Origin of the sequence: Devosia sp. Leaf420, assembly GCF_001425445.1 — a bacterium.
In the GTDB taxonomy this organism is placed as follows: Bacteria; Pseudomonadota; Alphaproteobacteria; order Rhizobiales; family Devosiaceae; genus Devosia.
In genome coordinates, this window is sequence record NZ_LMQU01000012.1 from 258,023 (window position 1) to 282,764 (window position 24,742).

Sequence of the window (24,742 nt, forward strand, 5' to 3'; positions counted from 1 at the left end):
GGCATTCCCCCATCGCTCATCGGCAAGGCAGATTTGCGCCCTAAGACGAAGGGTTCACTTGCCCGGTTTGCCCGACAGGGTTAAGACGTGCGCCAATTCAACGCAGTCTGGGATGAAGACTTATGGCGCGCAAGAAGATTGCCCTTATCGGTGCGGGACAGATCGGCGGAACACTGGCTCTGCTGAGCGCACAGAAGGAACTGGGCGACGTCGTCCTGTTCGACGTGGTTGATGGTGTTCCCCAGGGCAAGGCTCTCGATATCGCCCAGTCGGCTCCGGCCCAGGGTTTTGACGCTGCCATGAAGGGCACGTCGGAATACAAGGATATCGAAGGCGCCGACGTCGTTATCGTCACCGCCGGCGTGCCGCGCAAGCCCGGCATGAGCCGCGATGACCTTCTCGAAATCAACCTCAAGGTGATGGAGCAGGTGGGTGCGGGCATCGCGAAGTATGCGCCCAACGCCTTCGTTATCTGCATAACCAATCCGCTCGACGCCATGGTCTGGGCGCTGCAGAAGTTCTCGGGTCTCCCGGCGAACAAGGTCGTCGGCATGGCCGGCGTTCTCGATAGCTCGCGCTTCGTCCACTTCATCGCCGAAGAGCTTGGCGTTTCGATCGAAGACGTTTCGGCCTTCGTGCTCGGCGGCCACGGTGACACGATGGTGCCGCTGACCCGTTATTCGACCGTTGCCGGCATTCCGCTGACCGACGTCGTCAAGATGGGCTGGATGAGCAAGGAAAAGCTCGACGAGATCGTCCAGCGCACCCGTGACGGTGGCGCCGAGATCGTTGGTCTTTTGAAGACCGGTTCGGCCTTTTACGCGCCGGCCGCCTCCGCCATTGCGATGGCCGAAAGCTATCTCAAGGACAAGAAGCGCGTACTGCCTGCTGCTGCCTTCCTTTCCGGCCAGTATGGCGTCAAGGATACGTATGTCGGCGTGCCGATCGTGATCGGCGCCGGCGGCGCTGAGAAGATCATCGAAATCTCGCTCAATTCGGCCGAACAAAAAGCCTTCGACAAGTCCGTCGAGTCGGTTGAAGGCTTGATCGAAGCCTGTAAGAAGATCGCGCCAAAGCTGGCGTAAGTTTATGAAAAGCCGCTGGCAAGTCCGGCGGCTTCTCCTTTCCGGTCTCTAGAATCGGCCGGTTATCATCTGCCCACCCAAGGGGAATCCAATGAACATCCATGAACACCAGGCCAAGGCGCTGCTGAAAGAATATGGCGCGCCCGTTGCTGCCGGCGTCGCCATCTATTCGGCTGACGAAGCTGAAGCTGCGGCAAAGTCGCTGCCCGGCCCGCTCTATGTGGTCAAGAGCCAGATCCATGCCGGCGGCCGCGGCAAGGGCAAGTTCAAGGAACTCGGTCCCGATGCCAAGGGCGGCGTTCGCCTCGCCCGCACCATCGAGGACGTCGTGGCATTCTCCAAGGAAATGCTCGGCAACACCCTCGTGACCGCTCAGACTGGCGATGCCGGCAAGCAGGTCAACCGCCTCTATATCGAAGACGGCGCCGATATCGCCCGCGAACTCTATTGCTCGCTCTTGGTCGATCGTTCAGTCGGTCAGGTGGCCTTCGTCGTTTCGACCGAGGGCGGCATGGACATCGAAGCTGTCGCCCATGACACGCCCGAAAAAATCCACACCATCGCCATCGATCCAGAAGCCGGCGTCACCGCTGCTGATACCGCTAAGATCGTTGCCGCGCTTCAGCTCGACGGCGCTGCCGCCGAAGACGCCAAGACGCTGTTCCCGATCATCTACAAGGCGTTCAGCGAGAAGGACATGGCTCTTCTCGAAATCAACCCGCTGATTGTCATGACCGACGGGCACCTCCGCGTCCTCGACGCCAAGGTCTCGTTCGACGGCAATGCGCTCTTCCGTCACGACGACGTAAAGGCGCTGCGCGACGAAAGCGAAGAAGACAGCAAGGAAATCGAGGCCTCGAAGTGGGACCTCGCTTACGTTGCGCTCGATGGTAACATCGGCTGCATGGTCAATGGCGCGGGCCTTGCGATGGCGACCATGGACATCATCAAGCTGTACGGCAAGGAGCCGGCAAACTTCTGCGACGTCGGCGGTGGCGCCGGCAAGGAGAAGGTCGCTGCAGCCTTCAAGATCATCACGGCTGACCCCAAGGTCGAGGGCATCCTCGTCAATATCTTTGGTGGCATCATGAAGTGCGACGTCATCGCCGAAGGCGTTGTCGCAGCCGTCAAGGAAGTGGGTCTGAAGGTGCCGCTGGTCGTGCGCCTCGAAGGCACCAATGTCGACCTGGGCAAGAAGATCCTCAACGAGTCGGGTCTCGCGATCACGGCGGCCGACGATCTCGACGACGCCGCCAAGAAGATCGTCGCGGCGATCAACGGCTAATTTGAAGGACCTTACCTGATGTCTATTCTCGTCAATAAGAACACCAAGGTCCTCGTTCAGGGCCTGACCGGCAAGACCGGCACCTTCCACACCGAACAGGCTCTGGCCTATTACGGCACGCAGATGGTCGGCGGTATCCACCCCAAGAAGGGTGGCGAAACCTGGACCGGCGCTGGCGGCGAATCCCTGCCGATTTTCGCAACCGTTGCCGAAGCCAAGGAACGCACCGGCGCTGACGCCTCGGTCATCTATGTGCCGCCAGCCGGCGCTGCCGATGCCATCATCGAAGCGATCGACGCGGAAATCCCGTTCATCACCTGCATTACCGAGGGTATCCCGGTAATGGACATGGTGCGCGTCAAGGCTCGCCTCGACCGCTCCAAGTCGCGTCTCCTCGGCCCGAACTGCCCGGGCGTCCTGACGCCGGAAGAATGCAAGATTGGCATCATGCCGGGCTCGATTTTCCGCAAGGGTTCGGTGGGTATCGTCTCGCGCTCCGGCACGCTGACCTATGAAGCCGTGTTCCAGACCTCGAACGAAGGCCTCGGCCAGACCACGGCTGTCGGCATCGGCGGCGATCCGGTCAAGGGCACCGAATTCATCGACGTGCTCGAGATGTTCCTTGCCGACGAAGCCACCCAGTCGATCATCATGATCGGCGAAATCGGCGGTTCGGCTGAAGAAGATGCGGCGCAGTTCTTGATCGACGAAGCCAAGAAGGGCCGCAAGAAGCCAATGGCTGGCTTCATCGCTGGCCGCACTGCGCCGAAGGGCCGCACCATGGGCCATGCCGGTGCTGTCGTCTCCGGCGGCAAGGGCGATGCGGAATCCAAGATTGCTGCGATGGAAGCCGCGGGTATCCGCGTTTCGCCATCGCCGGCACGTTTGGGTACGACGCTTGTGGAAGTTCTGCGCGGCTAAAGACGGTCGCGACCCCCACCTAACCTCCCCCTGGTAGGGGAGGGACGCATCGAGTTTGGCTCGATCTTGGTGGGCCACGGACAGACCCCTCCCCCTACGAGGGGGGAGGCTAGGTGGGGGTCTTCCCACCCACCAAATTTCCCCTCTGCGACCAATGTCGGTCGCGCTTCGGTCACGGTTTGGTGTTAAGCCGGACGCCGACCGATTTGGTACATATGTTCTAAGTCGCGGCGCCTGCTCAGGGCGCCGCAAGTCTTAACAAGATACAAAGGAAAAGCGGTCAATATTCCCCCACTTTGGGTGGCCGCAATTGAGAACCGGCTCTCCGCCGGTTTGTTGAGAAGGATGACAGGACGCAAGGTCCTGCGCAAAAAGCGATGACACGACAGGAAAAGAACGACGCGTTCTTACTGACCTCGTTCCTCTATGGGGGGAACGCCGACTACATCGAACAACTCTATTCCCGCTACAAGACCGATCCGTCGAGTGTCGATGGTACGTGGTCCAGCTTCTTCTCAAGGCTCGACGACAGTGATGCCGAAGCGTTGAAGAACGCCGAAGGCGCAAGCTGGGGCCGCAAGGATTGGCCGCAGGCGGCGAGTGGCGACCTGATTGCTGCGCTCGACGGCAATTGGGGCGAAGTGGCGGTCAAGGCTGAAAAGGCGACCTCCAAGAAGGCTGCTGCCGAAGGCAAGCCCGCGCCAAGCGCCACCGATGTGCTGCAGGCGACGCGCGATTCGATCCGCGCCATCATGATGATCCGTGCCTATCGCATGCGCGGCCATCTGCATGCCGATCTCGATCCGCTGCGTCTCAAGGCCGAAGAACCGGCTCCCGAGCTCGACCCCAAGAGCTATGGCTTCACCGAAGCCGACTACAGCCGCAAGATTTTCATTGATAACTATCTGGGGCTCGAATACGCGACGCTCCCGGAAATGCTCGCCATCCTGCTGCGCACCTATTGCGGCACGGTGGGCATCGAATTCATGCATATCTCGGATCCGGAAGCCAAGCAGTGGATCCAGGAGCGCATCGAGGGCCCCGATAAGGAAATCACCTTCACCGCCGAAGGCAAGAAGGCGATCCTTTCCAAGCTGATCGAGGCAGAAGGCTTCGAAAAGTTCATCGACGTCAAATATACCGGCACCAAGCGCTTCGGCCTTGATGGTAGTGAAGCCGCGATTCCGGCGCTCGAGCAGATCATCAAGCGCGGCGGCGCGCTCGGCATCAAGGACATCGTCTTTGGTATGGCCCACCGCGGCCGCCTCAATGTCCTGACCCAGGTGCTGCAGAAGCCGCATCGCGCCCTGTTCCATGAGTTCAAGGGCGGCGCTTTCTATCCCGACGACGTCGAAGGTTCGGGCGACGTGAAGTACCACCTTGGTGCGTCTTCCGATCGCGAATTCGATGGCAACAAGGTTCACCTGTCGCTGACCGCGAACCCCAGCCATCTCGAGATCGTCGATCCCGTCGTGCTCGGCAAGTCGCGCGCCAAGCAAGACCAGCACATCGCGCCCGATGGCAAGCTCGTCAACATTGCCGTCGACGGCAAGCCGGACCGGTCCATGGTCCTGCCGCTGTTGATCCATGGCGATGCGGCCTTTGCCGGCCAGGGCGTCATCGCTGAATGCTTGGGCCTTTCCGGTCTCAAGGGTCACCGCACCGGCGGCTCGATCCATCTCGTTATCAACAACCAGATCGGCTTTACCACTTCGCCCATCTATTCGCGTTCGTCGCCCTATCCGACCGACGTTGCCAAGATGATCGAAGCGCCGGTTCTGCACGTGAACGGCGATGATCCGGAAGCCGTGGTGTTCGCCGCCAAGGTCGCGGTCGAATATCGCCAGAAGTTCGGCAAGCCTGTCGTCATCGACATGTTCTGCTATCGCCGCTTCGGCCACAACGAAGGCGACGAGCCAAGCTTCACCCAGCCGCTCATGTACTCAAAGATCCGGAGCCATAAGACGACGCTTGAAATCTACTCGGAAAAGCTGGCCGCCGAAGGCGTCATCAGCCTTGCCGAAGTCGACAAGCTCAAGGCCGACTGGCGCTCCAAGCTCGAAACCGAGTTTGAGGCCGGCCAGGACTACCGCCCGAACAAGGCTGACTGGCTCGATGGCGCCTGGAAGAACTTCAAGCCCGCCGACGAAGAGGGCCCGCGCCGTGGCGAAACCGGTGTCTCGCTCGACAAGCTCGTCGAGATCGGCACCAAGCTCACCACCGTTCCGGCAGACCTCAACGTCCACCGCACGGTCAAGCGCTTCATCGACAACCGCCTCGGCGCGATCGAGTCGGGCGAGGGCATCGATTGGGCCACCGCGGAAGCCCTGGCTTTTGGTACGTTGGTCACCGAAGGCCACCCGGTCCGTCTCTCCGGCCAGGATTGCGAACGCGGCACGTTCAGCCAGCGCCATTCGGTGCTCAATGACCAGCAGGTCGAGAACAAGAGCTATACCCCGCTCAACAATCTCGATCCGGAAAACCAGGCGCGCTACGAAGTCATCAACTCGATGCTTTCGGAAGAAGCCGTGCTCGGTTTCGAATATGGATACTCGCTGGCCGAGCCGAAGGCGCTGACCCTTTGGGAAGCCCAGTTCGGCGATTTCGTGAACGGTGCGCAGGTCGTCATCGACCAGTTCATCTCCTCGGGCGAGCGCAAGTGGTTCCGCATGTCGGGCCTCGTTATGCTTCTGCCGCATGGCTATGAAGGGCAGGGGCCGGAGCACTCCTCCGCGCGTCCCGAGCGCTTCCTCCAGCTTTGCGCCGAAGACAATATGCAGGTCGCCAACTGCACAACGCCGGCCAATTACTACCATGTGCTGCGCCGGCAGCTTAAGCGCGACTTCCGCAAGCCGCTGATCCTCTTCACGCCAAAGAGCCTGTTGCGTCACAAGCGCGCCGTCTCTGGCCTCGTCGAATTGGGCCCTGATTCCTGCTTCCACCGTCTCCTCTGGGACGATGCCGAGGCTCCGGGCGTGCCGAAGACGACTACGCGCCTTGTCGGCGACGACAAGATCCGCCGCGTCGTCCTGTGCACCGGCAAGGTCTACTATGATCTCCTCGAAGATCGCGAGAAGAAGGGCGTCGATGACGTCTACCTTCTCCGCGTCGAGCAGCTCTATCCGTTCCCGGCCAAGGCGCTGGTGGACGAATTGAGCCGCTTCCCCAATGCCGAGATCGTCTGGTGCCAGGAAGAGCCGCGCAATATGGGCGCTTGGACGTTCATCCAGCCCTATGTGGAATGGGTGTTCGACCAGATCGGCCGCGAATATCAGCGCGTTCGCTATGTCGGACGCAAGGCTGCCGCCTCGCCGGCAACCGGCCTGATGCGCACCCACCTGGCGCAGCTCCAGGAATTCCTCGACGAAGCGTTTGCCAAGTAAGCACGAGATAAAAGGATCAACAATGTCGACAGAAATCCGTGTGCCGACGCTGGGCGAAAGCGTCACCGAAGCGACCATCGGCCAGTGGTTCAAGAAGGTTGGCGATACCGTCAACGCTGACGAACCTCTGGTTGAACTCGAAACCGATAAGGTCACCATCGAAGTGCCGGCCCCTTCGGCCGGCGTGCTCGAAGCCATTGCCGCCAATCCTGGCGACACCGTCGATGTCGGCGCGCTGCTTGGCGCCATCGGCGCTGCCGGTGCCGGGGCTGCTGCCTCTGCGCCTGCCGCTGTTGCTGCGCCGGCTCCTGCCAAGGCCGAAGTGCCCGCCGCCAATGCTGCCGGCCCCGAGCCGATCCAGCAGGCGGGCGCGACCGACCGCGCTCCGGCGCCATCGGCTCAGAAGCTGATCAACGAGAATGGCCTTGATGCTAACGCCATCGGCGGTTCGGGCAAATCGGGCCAGGTGCTCAAGGAAGACGTGCTCGGCGCTCTCGCCCGCACCTCGACCCCGGCGGCACCCGCTCCGGCTGCCAAGCCAGCCGAAGCCAAGGCGCCTGCCGCGCCGCGTGCACCGACCGCTGCCGGCGATGCCGAGCGCGAAGAACGCGTCAAGATGACCCGTCTCCGCCAGACCATTGCTCGCCGCCTCAAGGACGCGCAGAACACTGCAGCCATGCTCACGACGTTCAACGAAGTGGACATGAAGCCGGTCATGGACCTGCGCAATTCCTACAAAGAACTGTTCGAGAAGAAGCATGGCGTCAAGCTTGGCTTCATGGGCTTCTTTGCCAAGGCCGTGGTTCACGCGCTCAAGGAAATCCCGGCCGTCAATGCCGAGATTGATGGCGATGAGCTGATCTACAAGCAATATGCCCATCTCGGCGTTGCTGTCGGTACCGATAAGGGTCTCGTCGTTCCGGTCGTGCGCAATGCCGATCAGATGTCGATCGCCCAGATCGAAAAAGAAATCGGTAATCTCGGCAAGAAGGCTCGCGACGGACAGCTCTCGATGGCCGACATGCAGGGCGGCACCTTCACCATATCCAATGGTGGTGTCTATGGCTCGCTGATGTCGACGCCTATCCTCAATGCGCCGCAGTCTGGTATTCTTGGCATGCACAAGATCCAGGAGCGCCCGGTCGTCGTCGGGGGCCAGATCGTCATCCGTCCGATGATGTATCTCGCGCTGTCCTATGACCACCGGATCGTCGATGGCAAGGAAGCGGTCACCTTCCTCGTTCGCGTCAAGGAAAGCCTTGAGGCGCCCGAGCGTCTGGTCCTCGATCTCTAAGGAACGTTTGACGCCAACGACGCGTTACGCGAAAGGCCCGCTTCGGCGGGCCTTTTTTCTTGGTCTAACCAAACCGTGTTGTTGGCGGAGCTCGATGTTAACGACCTGTTAGCGGAAGTGGCCCCTATGCATAGCGTAGTCGTTGAACTGTCACACGCCTCGGAGATGTGGGTTGCGTTTTTGTCTAACCCTGATCGCTCTTCTTCTCGTTCCGGTTATCCCCGCCACAGCACAGGATGATTCCGCCGGCAATCAACAGTTGATCGGCGAGCTGATGGCCTTCCATGGATCGCAAGCCATCGTCGATGTCATGACCACGCATTGCTACGAAACCACGGGTCTTGATGGCGCCTATAAGGCAGCCGCCGACAATTGGTATCTGCGGAATATCGGCTTTCTCGATCTCGCCGATCGCGTCATTGCCCGCCTCGGCGGCGGGGCAGAGGACCAGCGCCGCGCCGCCGAAACCTATGGCGGTTCGCAGATCATGACGGCCTATAACCAGGCCTACAACAAAGACAATTTCTGCCGCGCCTTTCTGGCCCAAGTGGAATCAGGCGCGCTCGATATCGATCAGCAATTGCCCGATCCGTTGAAGCGGGCGCAGGAAATCTCGGCCTCGTCCTGATCCAGCAAACGTCTCGCGCGTTTCAGCTACAGTTGCCGGAGGATTTCATGAGCACCGAACTGACTTTACTGATCTGGAGCGCCGCGCTCGCCTTTGCCTATGTCCTCGTGCAATCGACGGCCTACCGGCTCGATTACGGGATCAAATATGCCGGCTCGCAGCGCGACAATGAGCGGCCACCCAATAAATGGGCCGCCCGCGGCAATCGCGCTCTGCGTAACTTCCTTGAAACCTATGGCATTTTCATCGCGCTTGCCGTGGCCACCGAACTCTCGGGCCGCTCCGATGGTCTGACGCAGTGGGGCACGCAGATCTGGTTCTGGGCGCGTTGGGTCTATATCCCGGCCTACTTTATCGACGTGCCCTTTGTGCGCTCCGGTGTCTGGACGGTGTCGATGATCGGGTTGATCCTCCTCTTTGTGGGCGTTGCCTTTTAGGTGAGGGCCCTTGCCGGGCGGCGCATTGCCGCTCGGAAGCCAGTGGTGTAACGGTTTGACCGCTATCATTGCGGTGCACCATGACTTTTCCCTGGCTCGAATTCGCCGGCCTTATGCTGGCCTTTGGCATCAATGCCGTTATTCCTGGCGCCGATTTCGCCATGGTGCTGCGCCAATCGGTGGCCCACGACCGCCGCGCTGCGCTCTTCACCTCCGCCGGTATCGCCACATCGATCCTCGTCCACGGCACCTATACGCTGCTCGGCGTCGGCGTGATCGTCGGCCAATCATTGCTTTTGTTCAATGTCTTGAAGTGGTTGGGCGCAGCCTATCTCGTCTGGCTCGCCATTCAGGCGCTGCGCAGCCCACCGCCGCAGCCGCCGTCCGAACTCGATGCCTCGCAGGCCCGCCGCGGCGATATGGCAGCCTTTGCGCTGGGGTTTCTCACGAACCTTCTCAACCCCAAGGCCGTGCTATTCTTCCTCGCGTTGTTCACTTCGCTCGTCTCGATCCACACGCCGGGCGAAGTAAAAGTTATCTACGTGGGCAGCATGAGCCTTATGCTTTTTGCCTGGTTCGCATTGGTGTCGTTTTTCTTTACGACCCCTTCGGTGCGGCAGGGCTTTTTCCGCGTCGGCCGGTGGTTTAATCGGGTTACCGGCATTACATTCCTGGCGTTGGCCGTTCGCGTCGCGCTGGCACAGCAGCGCTAAACTTATCTGAGGCTTAGAAGAACCATGGCAGACCAATTCGACCTCGTAGTAATCGGCTCCGGCCCCGGCGGCTATGTGGGCGCCATCCGCGCCGCGCAGCTCGGGCTCAAGGTGGCCGTGGTCGAAAAGTGGCCGACGCTCGGCGGCACCTGCCTCAATATCGGTTGCATTCCCTCCAAGGCACTGCTCCACGCCTCCGAGCTTTTCGAGGAGGCCGGCCACGGCTTCAAGCAGCTCGGCATCGACATTCCAGCGCCGGTTCTCAACCTGCAGCAGATGCTGGCGCACAAGTCCGATGTCGTCGCTTCCAATGTCGGCGGCGTCGATTATCTCTTCAAGAAGAACAAGATCACCGTCTTCCGCGGCACTGGCTCGATCCCGGCTGCTGGCAAGGTGCTGGTGACGCCGCAGTCTGGCGCTGCGCAGGAAATCGAAACAAAGAATATCGTCATCGCCACGGGTTCGGTTTCGGCCAATCTCCCGGGCATCGACATTGACGAGAAGACCGTCGTCACCTCGACGGGCGCGCTGTCGCTCGACAAGGTGCCGGGCCATCTCCTCGTTATCGGCGCCGGTGTCATCGGGCTCGAACTTGGTTCGGTCTGGCTCCGTCTTGGCGCCAAGGTGACCGTCGTCGAATATCTCGATCGCATCCTGCCCGGCATGGACAGCGAAGTTGCCCGCCAGTTCCAGCGCATGCTGCAAAAGCAGGGCATGGAATTCAAGCTCTCGAGCAAGGTATCCGGCGTTCAGAAGGATGCAGGCGGCGCGCTCAAGGTGCAGGTCGAGCCAGCCAAGGGTGGCCAGGCCGAAGTGATCGACGCCGACATCGCGCTCGTCGCTATCGGCCGCAAGCCGTTCACCGAAGGTCTCGGCCTTGAAGGCGCTGGCGTGGCGCTCGACGAGCGCGGCCGCGTCAAGGTCGATGGGCACTACAAGTCTTCGGTCGATGGCATTTATGCCATTGGCGACGTGATTGCCGGCCCGATGCTGGCACACAAGGCCGAGGATGAAGGCATTGCCGTCGCGGAGATCCTGGCTGGTCAGGCCGGCCATGTGAACTATGCCGCGATCCCGTCCGTCGTTTACACCAATCCCGAAGTCGCCTCGGTCGGCAAGACCGAAGACGAACTCAAGGCCGATGGCGTCAACTACAAGATCGGCAAGTTCCCCTTCACCGCCAATGGCCGCGCCAAGGCGATGCTGGCGACACAGGGTTTTGTGAAGATTCTCGCCGATGTGGAAACCGACCGCGTGCTCGGCGCCCATATTGTGGGCAAGAATGCCGGTGAAATGATCCACGAGTTGGTGACGCTGATGGAATTCTCGGGCGCTGCGGAAGATTTGGCGCGGACGACCCATGCCCATCCGACGCTGTCGGAAGCTGTGCGTGAAGCGGCGCTTGCGCTGGGCGACGGGGCGATCCATATCTGACGCAGTCTCCGAGCTCCACCGCTTGTCACCCCGGCGAAGGCCGGGGCCCATCCTGACATCTCAAGATGGATCCCCGCTTGCGCGGGGATGACACGCAGTGGTTTGATCGAAGACACATGAGGCGCCGCTAATCACGGCGCCTTTTCTGCCTCTCGATAATTCATCATACAAGTTCAGATTAATTGTATGTTGACTTGTCTTGAAGACTTCCATACCAGTTTGCCCACGGCACCAATTTCCGAGGAGGGGAGGGTGCCCAGCGGCCGGCATAGGCCGGCCATGCGTCTCGTTCGAGGAAGGGACCTGACGCTGGATTTTTGGGAGGACATCCATGTTTCATCTGCCAAAGATGGCGGCTATGGCCGTCGTCGCGACTTCGCTCATGCTTTCGACAGCCAGCGCCCAGACGATGCTGCGCTCGTCCGACACGCATCCCGACGGCTATCCGACCGTCGAAGCGGTCAAGAAATTCGGCGAACTGCTGAGCGAAAAGACCGATGGCCGCTATTCGGTTGAAGTGTTCCACTCGGCCCAGCTTGGCCAGGAAGCCGACACGATCGAGCAGACACAGTTCGGCGTCATCGATATGAACCGCATCTCGATCGGCGCCTTTGGTACCCAGGTGCCGGAAGCTACCGTCACCCAGCTGCCGTTTATCTTCCGCTCGGCCGAGCACTTCCACAATGTGCTCGACGGTCCGATCGGCGAAGAAATTCTCGCCGCCTTCGATCCCGTCGATGTCGTCGCGCTTGCCTTCTATGACGGCGGCTCGCGCTCGTTCTACAACAGCGAAAAGCCGATCAACTCTCCAGCCGATATGGCAGGCCTCAAATTCCGCGTCATGCAGTCCGACATCTTCGTCGACATGGTCGGTGCCCTTGGCGCCAATGCCACGCCCATGCCATATGGCGAAGTCTATTCCGGCATCCAGACGGGCGTTATCGACGGTGCGGAAAACAACTATCCGAGCTATGACACGGCCGGTCACGCCGAAGTCGCTAAATACTACTCGCTCGACGAGCACCTGATGGTGCCCGAAGTCCTGGTGGTGTCCAAGGTCGTCTGGGATGGTTTGACGCCGGAAGATCAGGCGCTGTTCCGCGAAGCCGCCAAGGAGTCCGTCGCCGTCCAGCGTGAGCTCTGGCAGGCTAAGGAAGTCGAATCCAAGGCTGCGGTCGAAGCCCTCGGCGCGACGATCAACGAAGTCCACAAAGCCCCCTTCATTGAAGCCATGAAGCCGGTCTACGACAAGTATCTCACCGATCCCAAGCTGCAGGACCTCGTTTCCCGCATCCAGGCCACCGAAGGCTGAGGCCTCTCGGGCCGGCTCAGGCCGGCCCGTCTTTCCCCCGAGGAGTTTGAGCCATGAGAGAACGGTTCAAGAGAGCCGGAGCGGTGACGCATGCCTTGTCGGAAGGCGCGCTCTGGGTTGCCGGTATCGGTCTCGTTTCGATGACGGTGATCGTGGCCTATCAGGTCTTCATGCGGCACGTGGTCAATTCCTCGCCGCCCTGGACCGAGGCCGGTTCGATCATGATCATGAGCTGGTTCATTTTCTTGGGCGCAGCGGTTGGCGTGCGCGAGAACTTCCATATGGGGTTCGACGTGCTTCTCTATATCCTGCCACCGGGGGGCAAGCCTTGGCTGCGCGGGATAAGCGACATCGCCATTTTCGCCTTCGCCGCTGGCATGGTCTATTATGGCGGTGAACTGGCTTTGCGCGGTTGGACCGTGCGCATTCCGGTAGTCGGCCTGCCGCAGACCTTCACCTACCTCCCAATCGTCATCGCGGGCTTTTTGATGTGCCTGTTCTCGCTCGAGCGCCTCTTGCTGCGCGCTGCCGGCGAGAATGTCGATGATCCCATCATCGATGCGACCGTGACGGCGGACTGAGGGCAAAATGGAATATTGGATTCTCTTCGGCGTCTTCACGCTGCTCATGCTGGTGGGCACGCCCATCGCCTTCTGTCTCGGCATTGCGAGCTTTGCGACGGTCGTCTATCTCGGCCGCCCGGCAATCGTCGTGTTTCAGCAGCTCAATTCCGGCGTTTCCGCCTTCACGCTGATGGCCATTCCGTTTTTCATCTTTGCCGGCGATCTGATGATGCGCGGCGGGATCGCAGCGCGGATCATCCAATTTGCAGGCTCGCTGATCGGCCATGTTCGTGGCGGTCTGGGTCAGGTCAATGTTGCGGCATCGACTCTGTTTGGCGGCATTTCCGGCTCGGCCGTGGCGGAAGCCGCAGCGGTTGGCGGCATCATGATCCCGCAGATGAAGGCACGTGGTTATGGCGCTGATTACGCGGTGAACGTGACCTCGATGGCGGCACTGATCGCGCTTCTTCTGCCGCCCAGCCACAATATGATCATCTATTCGCTCTCGGGCGGCGGGCGCATTTCTATCCCCGACCTCTTTACCGCTGGTATCATACCCGGATTGCTGCTCGCCGCAGCGCTGATGGTCACGGCCTATTTCGTTGCCGTGAAGCGCGGCTATCCAACCGAGCCGTTCCCCGGATTTGCACGGGCCTTCCAGTTTTTCCTGATTTCCATCCCCGGCCTCATGCTGATCGTCATCATCTTCGGTGGCGTCCGCTCGGGCATCTTCACCGCCACGGAAAGCTCCTGCATCGCGGTGATCTATGCGCTGCTGGTCACCGTCTTGGTTTACCGCTCCATGGGGCCGAAGGAATTCGTGCACTGCGTGATGGGTGCGGTGCGGACCACGTCCATGGTGCTGTTCATCATCGGCGCGGCGGCGGCTTTCGGCTGGCTCATGGCCTATCTCAAGGTTGCGACCATTCTCACTGACGCGATCTCGCAGCTGACCACCGATCCGCTGATGGTGCTGCTGCTGATCAACGTGCTGTTGCTCCTTCTCGGCACCTTTATGGATATGGGTCCGCTGATCGTCATCACGACGCCGATCTTCCTGCCCATGGTCTCGGCCTTCGGCGTCGACCCCGTGCATTTCGGCGTCATCATGATCCTCAACCTCGGCATCGGGCTCAATACGCCGCCCCTTGGGCCGGTGCAGTTTGTGGCTGCTGCCGTGGGCAAGATCACGGTCTGGGAAGCCATGAAGAGTGTCTGGCCATTCTATGGGGCAGGGCTCGTCGTTCTCGGGCTCGTGACCTATATTCCGGCGCTCTCGCTCTGGTTGCCGAGTCAGTTCCGGTAAGGTCATGTCCCTCGTTGAAGCCGCACTTCCCGCCCGCAAGCCCAAGCTGGCACAAATGGTCATCGATGCGCTGAGAAAGCGCATTTCGTCCGGTGAATTCGGGCCGGGCGAAAAGCTGCCCACCGAAAGCCAGTTGACCGTGCATTTCGGCGTCAGCCGCACCGTTGTGCGCGAAGCCATCGCAGCGCTTTCGGCGGATGGTTCCGTGCAGCCGCGGCAGGGAGCGGGTGTGTTCGTGCTAGCGAATGCTGCCAGCGCCTTTGCCGCGATCGGCGGGGAAACGTCGAACAAGATTTCGGTCGCCCTCAACGTGCTCGAAGTGCGCATGGGCATCGAGATCGAGTCCGCCGGGCTCGCTGCGGTGCGCCGCAGCGCCAGCCAGGAAGCGGCGATCCAGGAGGCCTGGCACGAATTTGGCCTGCTGCTAAAATCGGGCAATCCTACGGGCAAGACCGATTTTGCGTTCCACCGCGCGATCGCTGCTGCGACCAACAACCCGTTCTACATCGAAGTCCTTGATGGCCTTGGGAGCCGCACGATCCCCTGCGATGTCGCTTCGCCCTGGGGCACGGAGAGCGTGCTGACTTATGACTATCAGGCCGGGCTGCACGAGGAGCACAAGCGCATCCTTCAGGCCATTGCTGCCCAGAATGCCGACGCCGCCCGCGAGGCCATGCGCCAACATCTCTCGCGCAGCCAGGACCGCTATCGCGCCCGCCTGACCGAGCAAGACTGACCCTTTCACCTTTCTACGCCGGAGCTGCCATGACTACCGAATTCGACATCCGTTTTGCCATCGATCCCGTCGGGGCCGCTGGCATGGGCACGGCCGAGCTGCGCGAGAATTTTTTGATCGACGATCTCTTCGCCAACGGCGCCGTGCGCTGGACCTATACCCATTACGACCGCATGGCGGTTGGTGGCGCAGTGCCGAGCGGGGACGAACTGGTGCTGGAGAGCATCAAGCCGACCGGGACGGCGAGCTTCCTTGAGCGCCGCGAACTGATCGCGGTGAATATTGGCGCAGCCGGCACGATCACGGTCGACGGCACCGCGCATACAGTCGGTTCGCGCGACATGCTCTATATCGGGATGGGATCCAAGGATGTGCGCTTCTCTGGAGCAGGCGCGAAGTTTTACCTGCTGAGCGCTCCGGCCCACGCCTCGCATCCGACGACGCTTCTGCAGCAATCTGGCGCCAAGCGGCTCGATATGGGCAGTGCAGAAACCGCCAATGAGCGCTCGATCTATCAATACACCAACAGCCTCAAGAGCTGCCAGTTGGTCGTCGGGCTCACCCAGTTCGCGCCCGGCTCGGTCTGGAACACCATGCCCGCGCATGTGCATGATCGGCGCATGGAGGCCTATCTCTATTTCGACCTCAAGCCCGATGCCTTTGTCGTGCACCTAATGGGTGAGCCGGATGAGACGCGACACATGATCGTCCGCAACGAGCAGGCGATTCTGTCTCCGCCATGGTCGATCCATGCTGGGGCTGGCACCGGATCGTACACCTTTATCTGGGCTATGGCTGGCGACAATATCGACTATACCGACGCCGAAAAGATCCCGATGGAGGATCTTCTTTGACCGACCTCAAGGCCTTTAGTCTGACTGGCAAGACGGTAATGGTCACCGGCGCCAATACCGGCATCGGTCAGGGCATCGCGCTGTCGATCGGCCGGGCTGGCGGACGGGTGGTCGGCGTCGGCCGGTCGTCCATGGAAGAGACGGCATCGCTCATGGCCGGGCAGGGCGCTGACTTCGTCGACGTGCGCGCCGATCTTGGCTCGACCAAGGACGCGCAGGCCATGTTCGATGCGGCCTGGGACCAGCATGGTCCTATCGATGGTCTCGTCAACAATGCCGGGATCATTAAGCGCGTCGATGCGGTGGACTTTACCGAGGACGATTGGGACGCGGTGATGGACATCAATCTCAAGACGATGTTCTTCCTCGCGCAATCGATGGGGCGCAAAGCTTTGGAGGAAAACCGGGCCGCACGGATCGTCAACATCGCCTCGATGCTGAGCTTTCAGGGCGGCATTCGCGTCGCGAGCTACACGGCGTCCAAGAGCGGTGTGCTGGGGATTACGCGGCTCTTGGCCAATGAATGGGCGGCTAAGGGCATCAATGTGAATGCCATTGCGCCGGGCTATATCGAGACCAACAATACTGAGGCGCTGCGCAACGATCCCGATCGTTCGGCTTCGATCCTCGGGCGCATTCCGGCGGGGCGCTGGGGTGTGCCGTCCGATATCGGGGACGCGGCTGTGTTCCTCCTCGCTCCGGCTTCCAACTACATGCATGGCGCCGTCATCCCCGTCGATGGCGGCTGGCTCGCAAGGTGATGTTATGACTGAACAGAAATTCTTCGCTCAACCCAACGAAACCGAATGGACGGAACTGGCGCCGGGCAATACGCGCCGGGTGCTGATCCATACTCCGGAATTGATGCAGGTCGAGTTTGGCTTCGAAAAAGGCGCGGTCGGCGCGCTCCATAGCCACCCGCATATTCAGGTGAGCTATGTGGCGGAAGGCAGCTTTGAGGTGACGATCGACGGCAAGACCGAAGTTGTCGGTCAGGGCGGCAGCTTCATTGTGCCGTCAGGGCTCGTGCACGGCGTCGTGGCGCTCGAAAAGGGCCGGCTGGTGGACGTGTTTACGCCGCATCGGGCGGATTTTTTGTGAGAGGTTTTAGGACCCCCACCTAGCCTCCCCCTGGTAGGGGGAGGGATCTGCCAGTGGCTCGTTGGTATCGCGGCATACTCGATGCGTTCCTCCCCCTATCAGGGGGAGGCTAGGTGGGGGCTACGCAATCTCCGCCACCATCGCCGCATAGTCCTCCTCATGCGTCCCCGGCCAATTCGCCATTCCCTGCGCGGTCAATTTCCCACGCCGGGGTGGGATGTAGCTGTAGATGCGGCGGACGGGTTCCTCTCGCCATTGCAGGTTGAAGGCTGCGAATTTTGGGAAGAATTGCATATCCGAATAGGGCAGGTGGTCGTGGATCCACCAGGCCATGGCTTCCCAATTGCCGGTGCGTTCGTAGTAGGGAATGAAGCGGTTGACGATGACGCAGGCTGTGGCACCCATGCGGCCTTCGGCGTCTCGGCGGTCCCAGATGTGGCCGGCGTAGTTGCTGGCATTGCTGGCGCAATTGAGTTTGTTGACGTTGCCGAAGTGGTTGACCTGCGGCGAGCGATAGGATGAGCGCACGGAGAGGGGCCCGAATTTTTCCTGCAGCGGTTCGAGCAGTTCTTCGCAGAGGCGCGTGCCGGCGGCGATGGCGAGATCGAGATCATCGGGCAGGTTCTGGAGGCCGTTGATGACGGCGATTTCGGAATACAGAAAATCGCGCATGAAGAAGTTTTCCGAGAGCCTCACGCGGCCGAAGGCTTCGAGGGCGCGCACGGTTTTCGGCGGACGCATGGGACAAATCTCCATCGGCTCTGGACGGCAAGGGTTGCTTCTGTAACGTGGCGGAAACAACCCGATTTCGACGCGCTTCCAGGTTCTGTCCATGCTGATGATCATGTTTTATGTCGCCATCACCGCCGAGGCGATGACGGCCGCCCTCGCTGCAGGGCGGCGCAACATGGACTGGTTCGGCGTCTGCATCATCGCCTGCGTCACCGCGCTTGGTGGCGGCACGGCGCGCGACATGATCCTTGATCACTATCCGCTCTATTGGGTACGCAATCCCTATATCCTGGTGCTGGTCTGCGGCGCGGCGCTTTTGACCATAGCGCTGGCGCGGGTGGTCGACAAACTTCGCTGGCCATTCCTGCTTCTCGATGCGGTCGGCCTTGTGGTCTTCACCATCGTCGGTTGCAATGTGGCCATCGAAACCAATGCGCATCCGATCATCATCATCGTTGCTGGCATGGTGACCGGGATCGTCGGCGGCATTCTGCGCGATGTGCTCTGTAACGACATTCCGCTGGTCTTCCATGGCGAGCTCTATGCGACTGTGTCGATCGTCACGGGTGTCGTTTATTATATGGGGCTCCTCGGCGGCTTGCCGACGGATCTGATGGTGCTCGTGGCTTTGGCCGTGGGCTTCCCACTGCGCATGCTGTCGCTCGTGCTGAAATGGGAAATGCCGAAGTTCGTTTTCGATCGAGACATGCGCAAGTAAAGCCAGACGTGCGGAAGCTGGCAAATCCCTAGCGGACTGTGCTAGAGGCAGGGCTACCATACAAGAATGGAGTTCTGCTTTGCGACAGACCTGGCGGTGGTTCGGCCCGAAGGACTTGTGCTCGATCGACGATATCACGCAGGTGGGAGCAGTGGGCGTCGTCAGCGCCTTGCACCATGTGCCCAATGGTGTCATCTGGACCAAGGACGAGATCGCCAAGCGCTACAGGGAAATCGCGACGCGCAAGGACGGCTCGGCATCGGGCCTGACCTGGGACGTGGTCGAAAGCCTTCCGGTCAGCGAAGATATCAAGAAGCAGAAGGGCGATTGGCGCGAGCATATCGCCAATTACAAGATCTCCATGCGGAACCTCGCCGAAAGCGGCATGGAGGTGATCTGCTACAATTTCATGCCGGTGCTCGATTGGACCCGCACGGATCTGCGCTGGGAAGTGCCCAATGGCGGCTCCTGCATGCGGTTCGATATCAACGACTTCGCGGCCTTTGACATTCATATCCTGAAGCGTCCGGGTGCGGCCGCCGACTATACCAATGCGATTGCCGACGAGGCGGAACGCCGCTTTTCGAACCTCAGCGAGGACGAGAAGAAGCAGCTTGGGCGCAATGTCACCATGGGTCTGCCGGGATCGACGGAATCCATGTCGCTGCAGGACGTGCAGGCGCATCTCGACGAGTATGGCAACATCACCCGCGACCAGCTTCGCGAGCACTTTGTGCATTTCCTCGAAGAAGTGGTTCCTGAGGCGGAAAAGCTGGGCCTGCGTCTTTGCTGCCACCCGGATGATCCTCCGTTCGCCCTCCTCGGCCTGCCGCGCATCATGTCGACGGAGGAGGATTACAAATACATGCTCGATGCCGTCGACAGCCAGACTAATGGCATGACGCTGTGTTCGGGATCGCTCGGAGCGCGGCCGGATAATGATCTGCCCGGCATCATGGAGCGGTTTGGGCCAAAGGTGCATTTTCTGCACCTGCGGAACGTCAAACGCGACAATGACGATATTGTCGGCTCGTTTTTTGAGGCTGAGCATCTTGGCGGGGACACCGATATGGTCGCGCTTATCGCCGCGATCGTGCGCGAAGAGCGGCGGCGGAAGGCTGAGGGACGCAGGGACGCGATCATTCCCATGCGCCCAGATCACGGTCAGGATATTCTCGATGATCTTGGACGCCGGGCGCAGCCGGGCTATCCGACCATCGGGCGCATGAAGGGCCTTGCCGAATTGCGCGGCATCATGACGGCGCTCGAACACCAATCGGTAAACTTCTAATCAACCGGTTAACACCCTCTGCGCGCGCCACTGCCACACTGGACACTTGAGTCTAGGTGGTGTTGGCGATGGGTATGATGAGCGCGTTGCGGCGAGCGGTGACGTCTTTAAGACCGTCACCACACGTTACCCCCCCGGCGCTGCAAGAGCCGGCGCGCATTCTTGTAGTCGATGACGATATCAATGTGCTGCGCGAGGCGGAGCGGATCATTCGCTTCGCGGGCCACGTGCCGATGTCGATTGGCGCCCCACAGGCCGCTTTGCAGATGGCGCGATCGATGGCGCCTTCGGTTATTCTTCTCGATGTGCTGATGCCCGGTTTCGACGGCTGGGATGTGCTGGCAGCATTGAGGGCCGATCCAGAAACCAGCGATATCCCCGTGATCATGATCTGCATGCTGGGTGAGCACAGTGATGCGCTTGCGGCAGGCGCTGCGGGCAGCGTGAACAAGCCACTTCAAGCGGCGGCTGTTTCAGCCGAGATCTCTCGCGTGCTTGCTCATGCGATGCTGCGCCAGACGTTGCGCGCCTAGGCACTGACCGTCAGCGCATCCACTTTGGCGCGAAACGGAGGCCATGTTGCGGCGGCAAGTGGCGCATCAGGCGCCGATAGATCAAGCCAAAGATAAAAAACACGACGAGCGATACCGCGAGGAAATAGAGCGCGGCGACCGAGAAATGCAGGAACGCATTGTAGTCGCGTTCGAAGAGGGTCTTTGCCGTGATCATCAGATCCGCCTGGGCGCCGATGACCGGCAGCGCGAAATAGACGATGGCCGTTGCGTGGAAGAGGAAAACCACTTCGTTGGTGTAAGCGGGCCAGGCGAGACGGATGAGGTTAGGCCAGACAACCCGGCGGAATTGCTGGGCGGGGGACATACCATAGGCGCGCGCGGCTTCGACGGCGCCACGGGGGACTGCGCGCAGGGCACCGTAGAAGATTTCAGCGGTATAGGCGGCCGTGTTCAACACCAGAACGAGCGGCCCGATGAATAGCGGGTGCAGCACAAAGCCCGAGATTCCGAGCGGCTTCCACACGGAAATATTGAGCGACAGCGCCAACGAGTAGAACATGAAGAACTGGATGAAGAGCGGCGAGCCCCGGAAGGCGTAGATATAGCCGCGCGACAGCCGGTTGATCAGCGGGTTGCGCGACGCCTTGCCGAGCGCGAGGAAGACGGCGAGCACAAAGCCGAGCGGAATGGAGGCGAGGGCGAAGTAGATGTTGAACATCACTGCCGGCGCCATGATGGCGAGGTCGTTGAGGAAGCCCTGCATTACGCGTGTGCCTCGCTCAAAATGCCTTTGCCGACGCGGCGCATGATGGCCTCGAAAACGCGCTCCGAAAGCCAAGTGACAAGGATGTAAAAGACAAAGAGCACGAGGTAATAGCGCCAGCGCCAATCCGCGTGGACGAGGCCCACAGCGGGCAGGAAGTTTGGCGCACCGAGGCGATCGGCCCAGAGGACGATATCGGCGATCTGCAGCAGCGAAAGCAGCGAGGTCGCCTTGATGATCAGCATCCAGACATTGGAGAGGCCGGGAAGCGCATAGACCCACATCTGGCGGATGTGAATGTGCCACAGCACTTGGCGAGACGACATTCCATAGGCGCGTGCGGCTTCAAGCTGCCCCAACGGGACGGAGCGAAGCGCGCCGTGAATGACATTGGTGGCGAAGGCGCCATAGACGATGCCGAGCGAAACGCTGGCGAGCATCAGATATTCCGGCGTACCGAGAATCCAATTGGCTTCGCGGCACGGTGGCCAGGCGGCAGTTTGGGCGGCAACCATCGCCGGTGAACACACCTGCGTTGCGACTAGCCACTCGACGCCTTGCTCGAAGGCGAGGGGGAAAAAGAGGAAAAAGAGAACGTCTGGCACGCCGCGCACGATGGACGAGTAGATAGTGCCAAGGACGCGGAGCGGCAGGAAACGCGCGTTTCGGGCCGTGGCGCCGGCCAGGCCGAACAGCACGGCAAGCGCGCCACCCATAAGGGCCGCGAAAATGGTGAACTGGAAGCTGGCATACCAGGTCAGATGCTTGCCATTGGTCAGATAGCTGAGCCAGAAGGCGATGTCGTCGGTCATTTGGCGCGCACCAGTTCAATCGGTGAGCGAGGAGTTTTGGCTCCTCGCTCTAGGCGTATCAGTTCGCGTAATAGGGGCCGCGGCCGTCGAACCACTTGGCGATGAGGCCATCGACGGTGCCGTCTGCCTTGAGGGCTTCGATGGCGGCGTCGAGCTTGGCGGTCAGGTCGGTGTCTTCCTTGCGGAGGCCAATGGCCATGCCTTCACCGATCATGATGTCAGGACCGGTGTAGTCGATGGCGCCGCTGGATGCGGTGACGATGGGGTCGACATAGGCGCCATCGGCAAAGATCGCGTCGAGATTGCCGGCTGAGAGATCCGCCACGGCCTGATCAGCGGTGGTGAAGGAAACGATGGTGTTGTCCTTGGCGAGATTTTCCTCGGCATAGGCTGCCTGGATCGTGCCGCCCTGGACGCCGATACGCTTGCCGGTGAGGGCATCGAAATCGATCTCTGCACCAGCCAGCGCTACATAGCGCGACGGATCGGGCGGAAAGTATTCGTCGCTGAAGGCGATAGTCTGCTTGCGCTCTTCGGTGATCGACATGCCCGCCATGATGGCATCGTAGTTGCCAGCCAACAGGTTCGGGATGATCGAATCCCAGTCGTTGACGATGAATTCACAGGTGAGGCCAGCCTTTTCACAGATGGCGCCGGCGAGCTCGATTTCGTAGCCGGCGGGTTTGCCGCTTTCGTCGAGGAAATTCCATGGCGCATAGGCGCCTTCCGTCGCGATGCGGAGGCTCTCTTGTGCCATCGCGCCGCTGCTCAGCGTCAGGGTGGCAAGTGCTGCCAGGATTATCTTCTTCATTAGCGTCTCCATTACGTTTGACGTCGAGAGTTTAAGTATGTCGCTGCTCTTCGTGATTGGCAGCGTTGAGAAACTGTCTGAGGCGGGCCGATTTGGTGGACCCAAAAACCTCGTCCGGCGTGCCTTCCTCCTCGATCAGGCCCTGATGGAGGAAGACCACCCGGTCCGAGACGGAGCGGGCAAATTCCATATCGTGGGTGACGAGAACCATGGATCGGCCTTCGTCAGCCAGCACTTTGATGACGCGCAGAACTTCGACCTCGAGTTCCGGGTCGAGCGCGGAGGTCGGTTCGTCGAAGAGCATGACGCGCGGATTGATGCAAAGGGCGCGAGCGATCGCGGCGCGCTGCTGCTGACCACCAGAAAGTTGGGATGGATAGGCGTCGGTCTTTGAACCGATGCCGACCTTATCGAGCATGGCGCGAGCCTCGGCCTCAACCTCGGCACGCTGGCGGCCCTGGACGATGAGCGGCGCTTCCATGACATTTTGCAGTACCGTCATGTGCGCCCAGAGATTGAAGGACTGGAAGACCATGCCAAGCTCGGAGCGGATGCGCCGGATCTGGGATTCGTCTGCGATCTGACGTGCTTGGGCCGAGCCGCGAAGCTTGATAGCTTCGCCATCGATCAACACGTCGCCTTGATCGGGAACTTCGAGCATATTGATGCAGCGCAGAAGGGTCGATTTGCCCGAGCCAGAAGACCCAATCAGACTCACCACCTGACCTTCGCCGACGGACAGCGATATGCCCTTCAAAACCTCCAGCGCGCCGAAGGACTTATGCAGATCGCGCAATTCCACAACGGGCATGGTCGCAGCGGGCGCCGTGTTCAGTTCGTGCATGCTTACCGTAGACCCGGTTTCGGGCATTCCTGATGGCAACTGCCTTATTTTGAGGCTGGCAGTTTTGACCGCCTTCAACAAATGCAAATGGCGCCGAGATAGCAAGGGGAAAAAGCAGAATTGCCCAGCGCTCTTGGACTTGCGGTGAAAACGGGGCACAAGGCCGCGTGTTCGATGCGCAGGGTGCGGCATGTTCTTTCTGGTTTCAAAGATTTTCTGGCTGGTGGCGCAGCCGTCGAGCATTGTCGTGTTGCTGCTGCTTCTCGCGCTCGGTTTCGCGCTTTTGAGGAAGCGGAAATCGAGCATTGCGGCGCTTGTGTTGGCCGTGCTTGTCCACGGGTTGGTGGGATATACCACGCTGGGCTATGTCATCATTCAGCCGCTCGAAGATCGGTTTTCCGTGCCCGCGACGCCACCACAGGCGGTCAATGCGATTATCATGCTGGGTGGAGCAACGTTGGCGCGTCCAAGTTCAGCCCGGCAAATTGCGGAACTCAATGATGCCGGCGATCGCCTGACCACGACCTTATGGCTCGCCAACGCTTATCCGACGGCAAAGATCGTTGTCAGTGGGGGAAGCGGCGTGTTGGACGACGAAGGAGAATCTGAGGCCGAAACGGCCAAGCGCTTTTTCTCCATGCACGGCATTTCCGAGGATCGCTTTATCCTCGAAGGCGAGTCACGAAATACCGACGAGAATGTCGCTTTCACCGAGTCGCTGTTGGGTGATCTGGCGAACGGCAATGTCATATTGGTGACTTCGGCATTTCACATGCCGCGCTCAGTCGGTATTTTCAGCAAGGCGGGACTGCGCGTAATCCCCTGGCCGACGGATTATCGGACACCGGGGCCGCAGGGGCTTTGGTTCGATATCGCTAATCCCGTGCAAAATCTGAATGTGACGACTGTTGCGATCAAGGAGTGGATCGGGCTCGCGGTCTACTATTGGACAGGCAAAACCACCACTTTTCTTCCTCAGCAATAAAAAAGGCGGCCACGAGGGCCGCCCATTTGGCTATTTAGAAGTTTTAAGTCCGGCGGAAGAGGCCGATAACAAGAGAAATGACGAGGAACGCCAGGAAAAGGAAGAAAAGGATCTGGGCGATACCTGCAGAGGCGCCAGCAATGCCACCAAAGCCAAGAACGCCGGCAATAAGAGCGATAACGAGGAAGACGAGAGCGTAGTAAAGCATAGTTGCCTCCA

26 protein-coding genes are annotated in these 24,742 nt (G+C 60.3%); 20 read left to right on the top strand and 6 right to left on the bottom strand.

Going from position 1 to position 24,742, the window contains the following annotated elements:
• The first annotated feature begins 122 nt into the window (after window positions 1–122).
• The 16 genes from mdh to ASG47_RS14625 all read left to right on the top strand — a co-directional run bounded on the left by mdh (window position 123) and on the right by ASG47_RS14625 (window position 17,052).
• Window positions 123–1,085: a malate dehydrogenase gene (gene mdh, locus ASG47_RS14550; RefSeq protein WP_061910262.1), complete on the top strand. Its 963-nt coding sequence runs from the start codon at window positions 123–125 to the stop codon at window positions 1,083–1,085.
• Between the two features lie 91 nt (window positions 1,086–1,176).
• Window positions 1,177–2,370 carry an ADP-forming succinate--CoA ligase subunit beta gene (gene sucC, locus ASG47_RS14555; RefSeq protein ID WP_061910264.1) on the top strand — a complete coding sequence of 398 codons (1,194 nt, stop codon included), beginning with the start codon at window positions 1,177–1,179 and terminating at the stop codon, window positions 2,368–2,370.
• Window positions 2,371–2,388: 18 nt separating this feature from the next.
• Window positions 2,389–3,291, top strand: coding sequence for a succinate--CoA ligase subunit alpha (gene sucD, locus ASG47_RS14560; RefSeq protein WP_061910266.1), 903 nt, complete (start codon window positions 2,389–2,391; stop codon window positions 3,289–3,291).
• Between the two features lie 377 nt (window positions 3,292–3,668).
• A complete protein-coding gene (locus ASG47_RS14565; RefSeq protein WP_061910268.1) occupies window positions 3,669–6,674 on the top strand; it encodes a 2-oxoglutarate dehydrogenase E1 component in 3,006 nt (1,001 codons plus the stop codon).
• Window positions 6,675–6,696: 22 nt separating this feature from the next.
• Complete coding sequence (gene odhB / locus ASG47_RS14570; RefSeq protein WP_061910270.1) at window positions 6,697–7,968, top strand: 2-oxoglutarate dehydrogenase complex dihydrolipoyllysine-residue succinyltransferase; 1,272 nt, start codon at window positions 6,697–6,699, stop codon at window positions 7,966–7,968.
• 172 nt (window positions 7,969–8,140) lie between these two features.
• Window positions 8,141–8,596, top strand: a complete 456-nt coding sequence (locus ASG47_RS14575) for a hypothetical protein (RefSeq protein WP_061910272.1) — start codon at window positions 8,141–8,143, stop codon at window positions 8,594–8,596.
• Between the two features lie 47 nt (window positions 8,597–8,643).
• Window positions 8,644–9,033: an MAPEG family protein gene (locus ASG47_RS14580; protein WP_061910275.1), complete on the top strand. Its 390-nt coding sequence runs from the start codon at window positions 8,644–8,646 to the stop codon at window positions 9,031–9,033.
• Window positions 9,034–9,113: 80 nt separating this feature from the next.
• On the top strand, window positions 9,114–9,746 hold the full coding sequence (locus tag ASG47_RS14585) for a LysE family transporter (RefSeq protein WP_061910276.1): 633 nt from the start codon (window positions 9,114–9,116) through the stop codon (window positions 9,744–9,746).
• Window positions 9,747–9,770: 24 nt separating this feature from the next.
• Window positions 9,771–11,180: a dihydrolipoyl dehydrogenase gene (gene lpdA / locus ASG47_RS14590; protein ID WP_061910278.1), complete on the top strand. Its 1,410-nt coding sequence runs from the start codon at window positions 9,771–9,773 to the stop codon at window positions 11,178–11,180.
• A 331-nt stretch (window positions 11,181–11,511) separates the two neighbouring features.
• A complete protein-coding gene (locus ASG47_RS14595; protein WP_061910280.1) occupies window positions 11,512–12,492 on the top strand; it encodes a TRAP transporter substrate-binding protein in 981 nt (326 codons plus the stop codon).
• Between the two features lie 53 nt (window positions 12,493–12,545).
• Window positions 12,546–13,073, top strand: coding sequence for a TRAP transporter small permease (locus ASG47_RS14600; RefSeq protein ID WP_061910282.1), 528 nt, complete (start codon window positions 12,546–12,548; stop codon window positions 13,071–13,073).
• Window positions 13,074–13,080: 7 nt separating this feature from the next.
• A complete protein-coding gene (locus ASG47_RS14605; RefSeq protein ID WP_061910284.1) occupies window positions 13,081–14,361 on the top strand; it encodes a TRAP transporter large permease in 1,281 nt (426 codons plus the stop codon).
• Window positions 14,362–14,365: 4 nt separating this feature from the next.
• A complete protein-coding gene (locus tag ASG47_RS14610) occupies window positions 14,366–15,097 on the top strand; it encodes a FadR/GntR family transcriptional regulator (RefSeq protein ID WP_061910286.1) in 732 nt (243 codons plus the stop codon).
• A gap of 29 nt (window positions 15,098–15,126) precedes the next feature.
• Window positions 15,127–15,951 carry a 5-dehydro-4-deoxy-D-glucuronate isomerase gene (gene kduI / locus ASG47_RS14615; protein WP_061910291.1) on the top strand — a complete coding sequence of 275 codons (825 nt, stop codon included), beginning with the start codon at window positions 15,127–15,129 and terminating at the stop codon, window positions 15,949–15,951.
• Window positions 15,948–16,712: a 2-dehydro-3-deoxy-D-gluconate 5-dehydrogenase KduD gene (gene kduD / locus ASG47_RS14620; RefSeq protein WP_061910294.1), complete on the top strand. Its 765-nt coding sequence runs from the start codon at window positions 15,948–15,950 to the stop codon at window positions 16,710–16,712. The genes kduI and kduD overlap by 4 nt, the downstream gene beginning before the upstream one ends.
• A 4-nt stretch (window positions 16,713–16,716) precedes the next feature.
• Window positions 16,717–17,052 (top strand): cupin domain-containing protein, encoded by a 336-nt coding sequence (locus tag ASG47_RS14625; RefSeq protein ID WP_061910296.1) that lies wholly within the window; start codon window positions 16,717–16,719, stop codon window positions 17,050–17,052.
• A 120-nt stretch (window positions 17,053–17,172) separates the two neighbouring features.
• Here ASG47_RS14625 and ASG47_RS14630 read toward each other — a convergent pair whose 3' ends face one another.
• The gene (locus tag ASG47_RS14630) at window positions 17,173–17,793 is read right to left on the bottom strand and encodes a hypothetical protein (protein WP_061910804.1); all 621 of its coding nucleotides are present in this window, start codon (window positions 17,791–17,793) and stop codon (window positions 17,173–17,175) included.
• Between the two features lie 91 nt (window positions 17,794–17,884).
• Here ASG47_RS14630 and ASG47_RS14635 point away from each other — a divergent pair, with 91 nt between their 5' ends.
• The 3 genes from ASG47_RS14635 to ASG47_RS20400 all read left to right on the top strand — a co-directional run bounded on the left by ASG47_RS14635 (window position 17,885) and on the right by ASG47_RS20400 (window position 20,326).
• Window positions 17,885–18,502: a trimeric intracellular cation channel family protein gene (locus ASG47_RS14635; RefSeq protein ID WP_061910298.1), complete on the top strand. Its 618-nt coding sequence runs from the start codon at window positions 17,885–17,887 to the stop codon at window positions 18,500–18,502.
• A 79-nt stretch (window positions 18,503–18,581) separates the two neighbouring features.
• Entirely contained in the window at window positions 18,582–19,793 is a 1,212-nt protein-coding gene (gene uxuA, locus ASG47_RS14640) for a mannonate dehydratase (protein ID WP_061910299.1), read from the top strand.
• Between the two features lie 56 nt (window positions 19,794–19,849).
• The gene (locus ASG47_RS20400; RefSeq protein ID WP_156464120.1) at window positions 19,850–20,326 is read left to right on the top strand and encodes a two-component system response regulator; all 477 of its coding nucleotides are present in this window, start codon (window positions 19,850–19,852) and stop codon (window positions 20,324–20,326) included.
• A gap of 10 nt (window positions 20,327–20,336) precedes the next feature.
• Here the strand turns inward: ASG47_RS20400 and ASG47_RS14650 are convergent, their stop codons facing one another.
• Genes ASG47_RS14650 through ASG47_RS14665 form a run of 4 tightly spaced genes read right to left on the bottom strand, consistent with a single transcriptional unit; the run spans window position 20,337 to window position 23,538 of the window.
• Entirely contained in the window at window positions 20,337–21,071 is a 735-nt protein-coding gene (locus ASG47_RS14650) for an ABC transporter permease (RefSeq protein WP_061910302.1), read from the bottom strand.
• Window positions 21,071–21,883 carry an ABC transporter permease subunit gene (locus tag ASG47_RS14655; RefSeq protein WP_061910304.1) on the bottom strand — a complete coding sequence of 271 codons (813 nt, stop codon included), beginning with the start codon at window positions 21,881–21,883 and terminating at the stop codon, window positions 21,071–21,073. Before ASG47_RS14655 ends, ASG47_RS14650 begins: the two co-directional genes overlap by 1 nt.
• Before the next feature lie 58 nt (window positions 21,884–21,941).
• On the bottom strand, window positions 21,942–22,694 hold the full coding sequence (locus ASG47_RS14660) for a transporter substrate-binding domain-containing protein (protein WP_061910306.1): 753 nt from the start codon (window positions 22,692–22,694) through the stop codon (window positions 21,942–21,944).
• A gap of 31 nt (window positions 22,695–22,725) precedes the next feature.
• A complete protein-coding gene (locus ASG47_RS14665) occupies window positions 22,726–23,538 on the bottom strand; it encodes an ABC transporter ATP-binding protein (protein WP_061910307.1) in 813 nt (270 codons plus the stop codon).
• Window positions 23,539–23,728: 190 nt separating this feature from the next.
• Between ASG47_RS14665 and ASG47_RS14670 the strand changes: the two genes are divergently transcribed.
• Window positions 23,729–24,523, top strand: coding sequence for a YdcF family protein (locus tag ASG47_RS14670; protein WP_061910308.1), 795 nt, complete (start codon window positions 23,729–23,731; stop codon window positions 24,521–24,523).
• 43 nt (window positions 24,524–24,566) lie between these two features.
• Here the strand turns inward: ASG47_RS14670 and ASG47_RS20405 are convergent, their stop codons facing one another.
• Complete coding sequence (locus ASG47_RS20405) at window positions 24,567–24,731, bottom strand: DUF1328 domain-containing protein (protein WP_046142315.1); 165 nt, start codon at window positions 24,729–24,731, stop codon at window positions 24,567–24,569.
• Window positions 24,732–24,742: the final 11 nt, after the last annotated feature.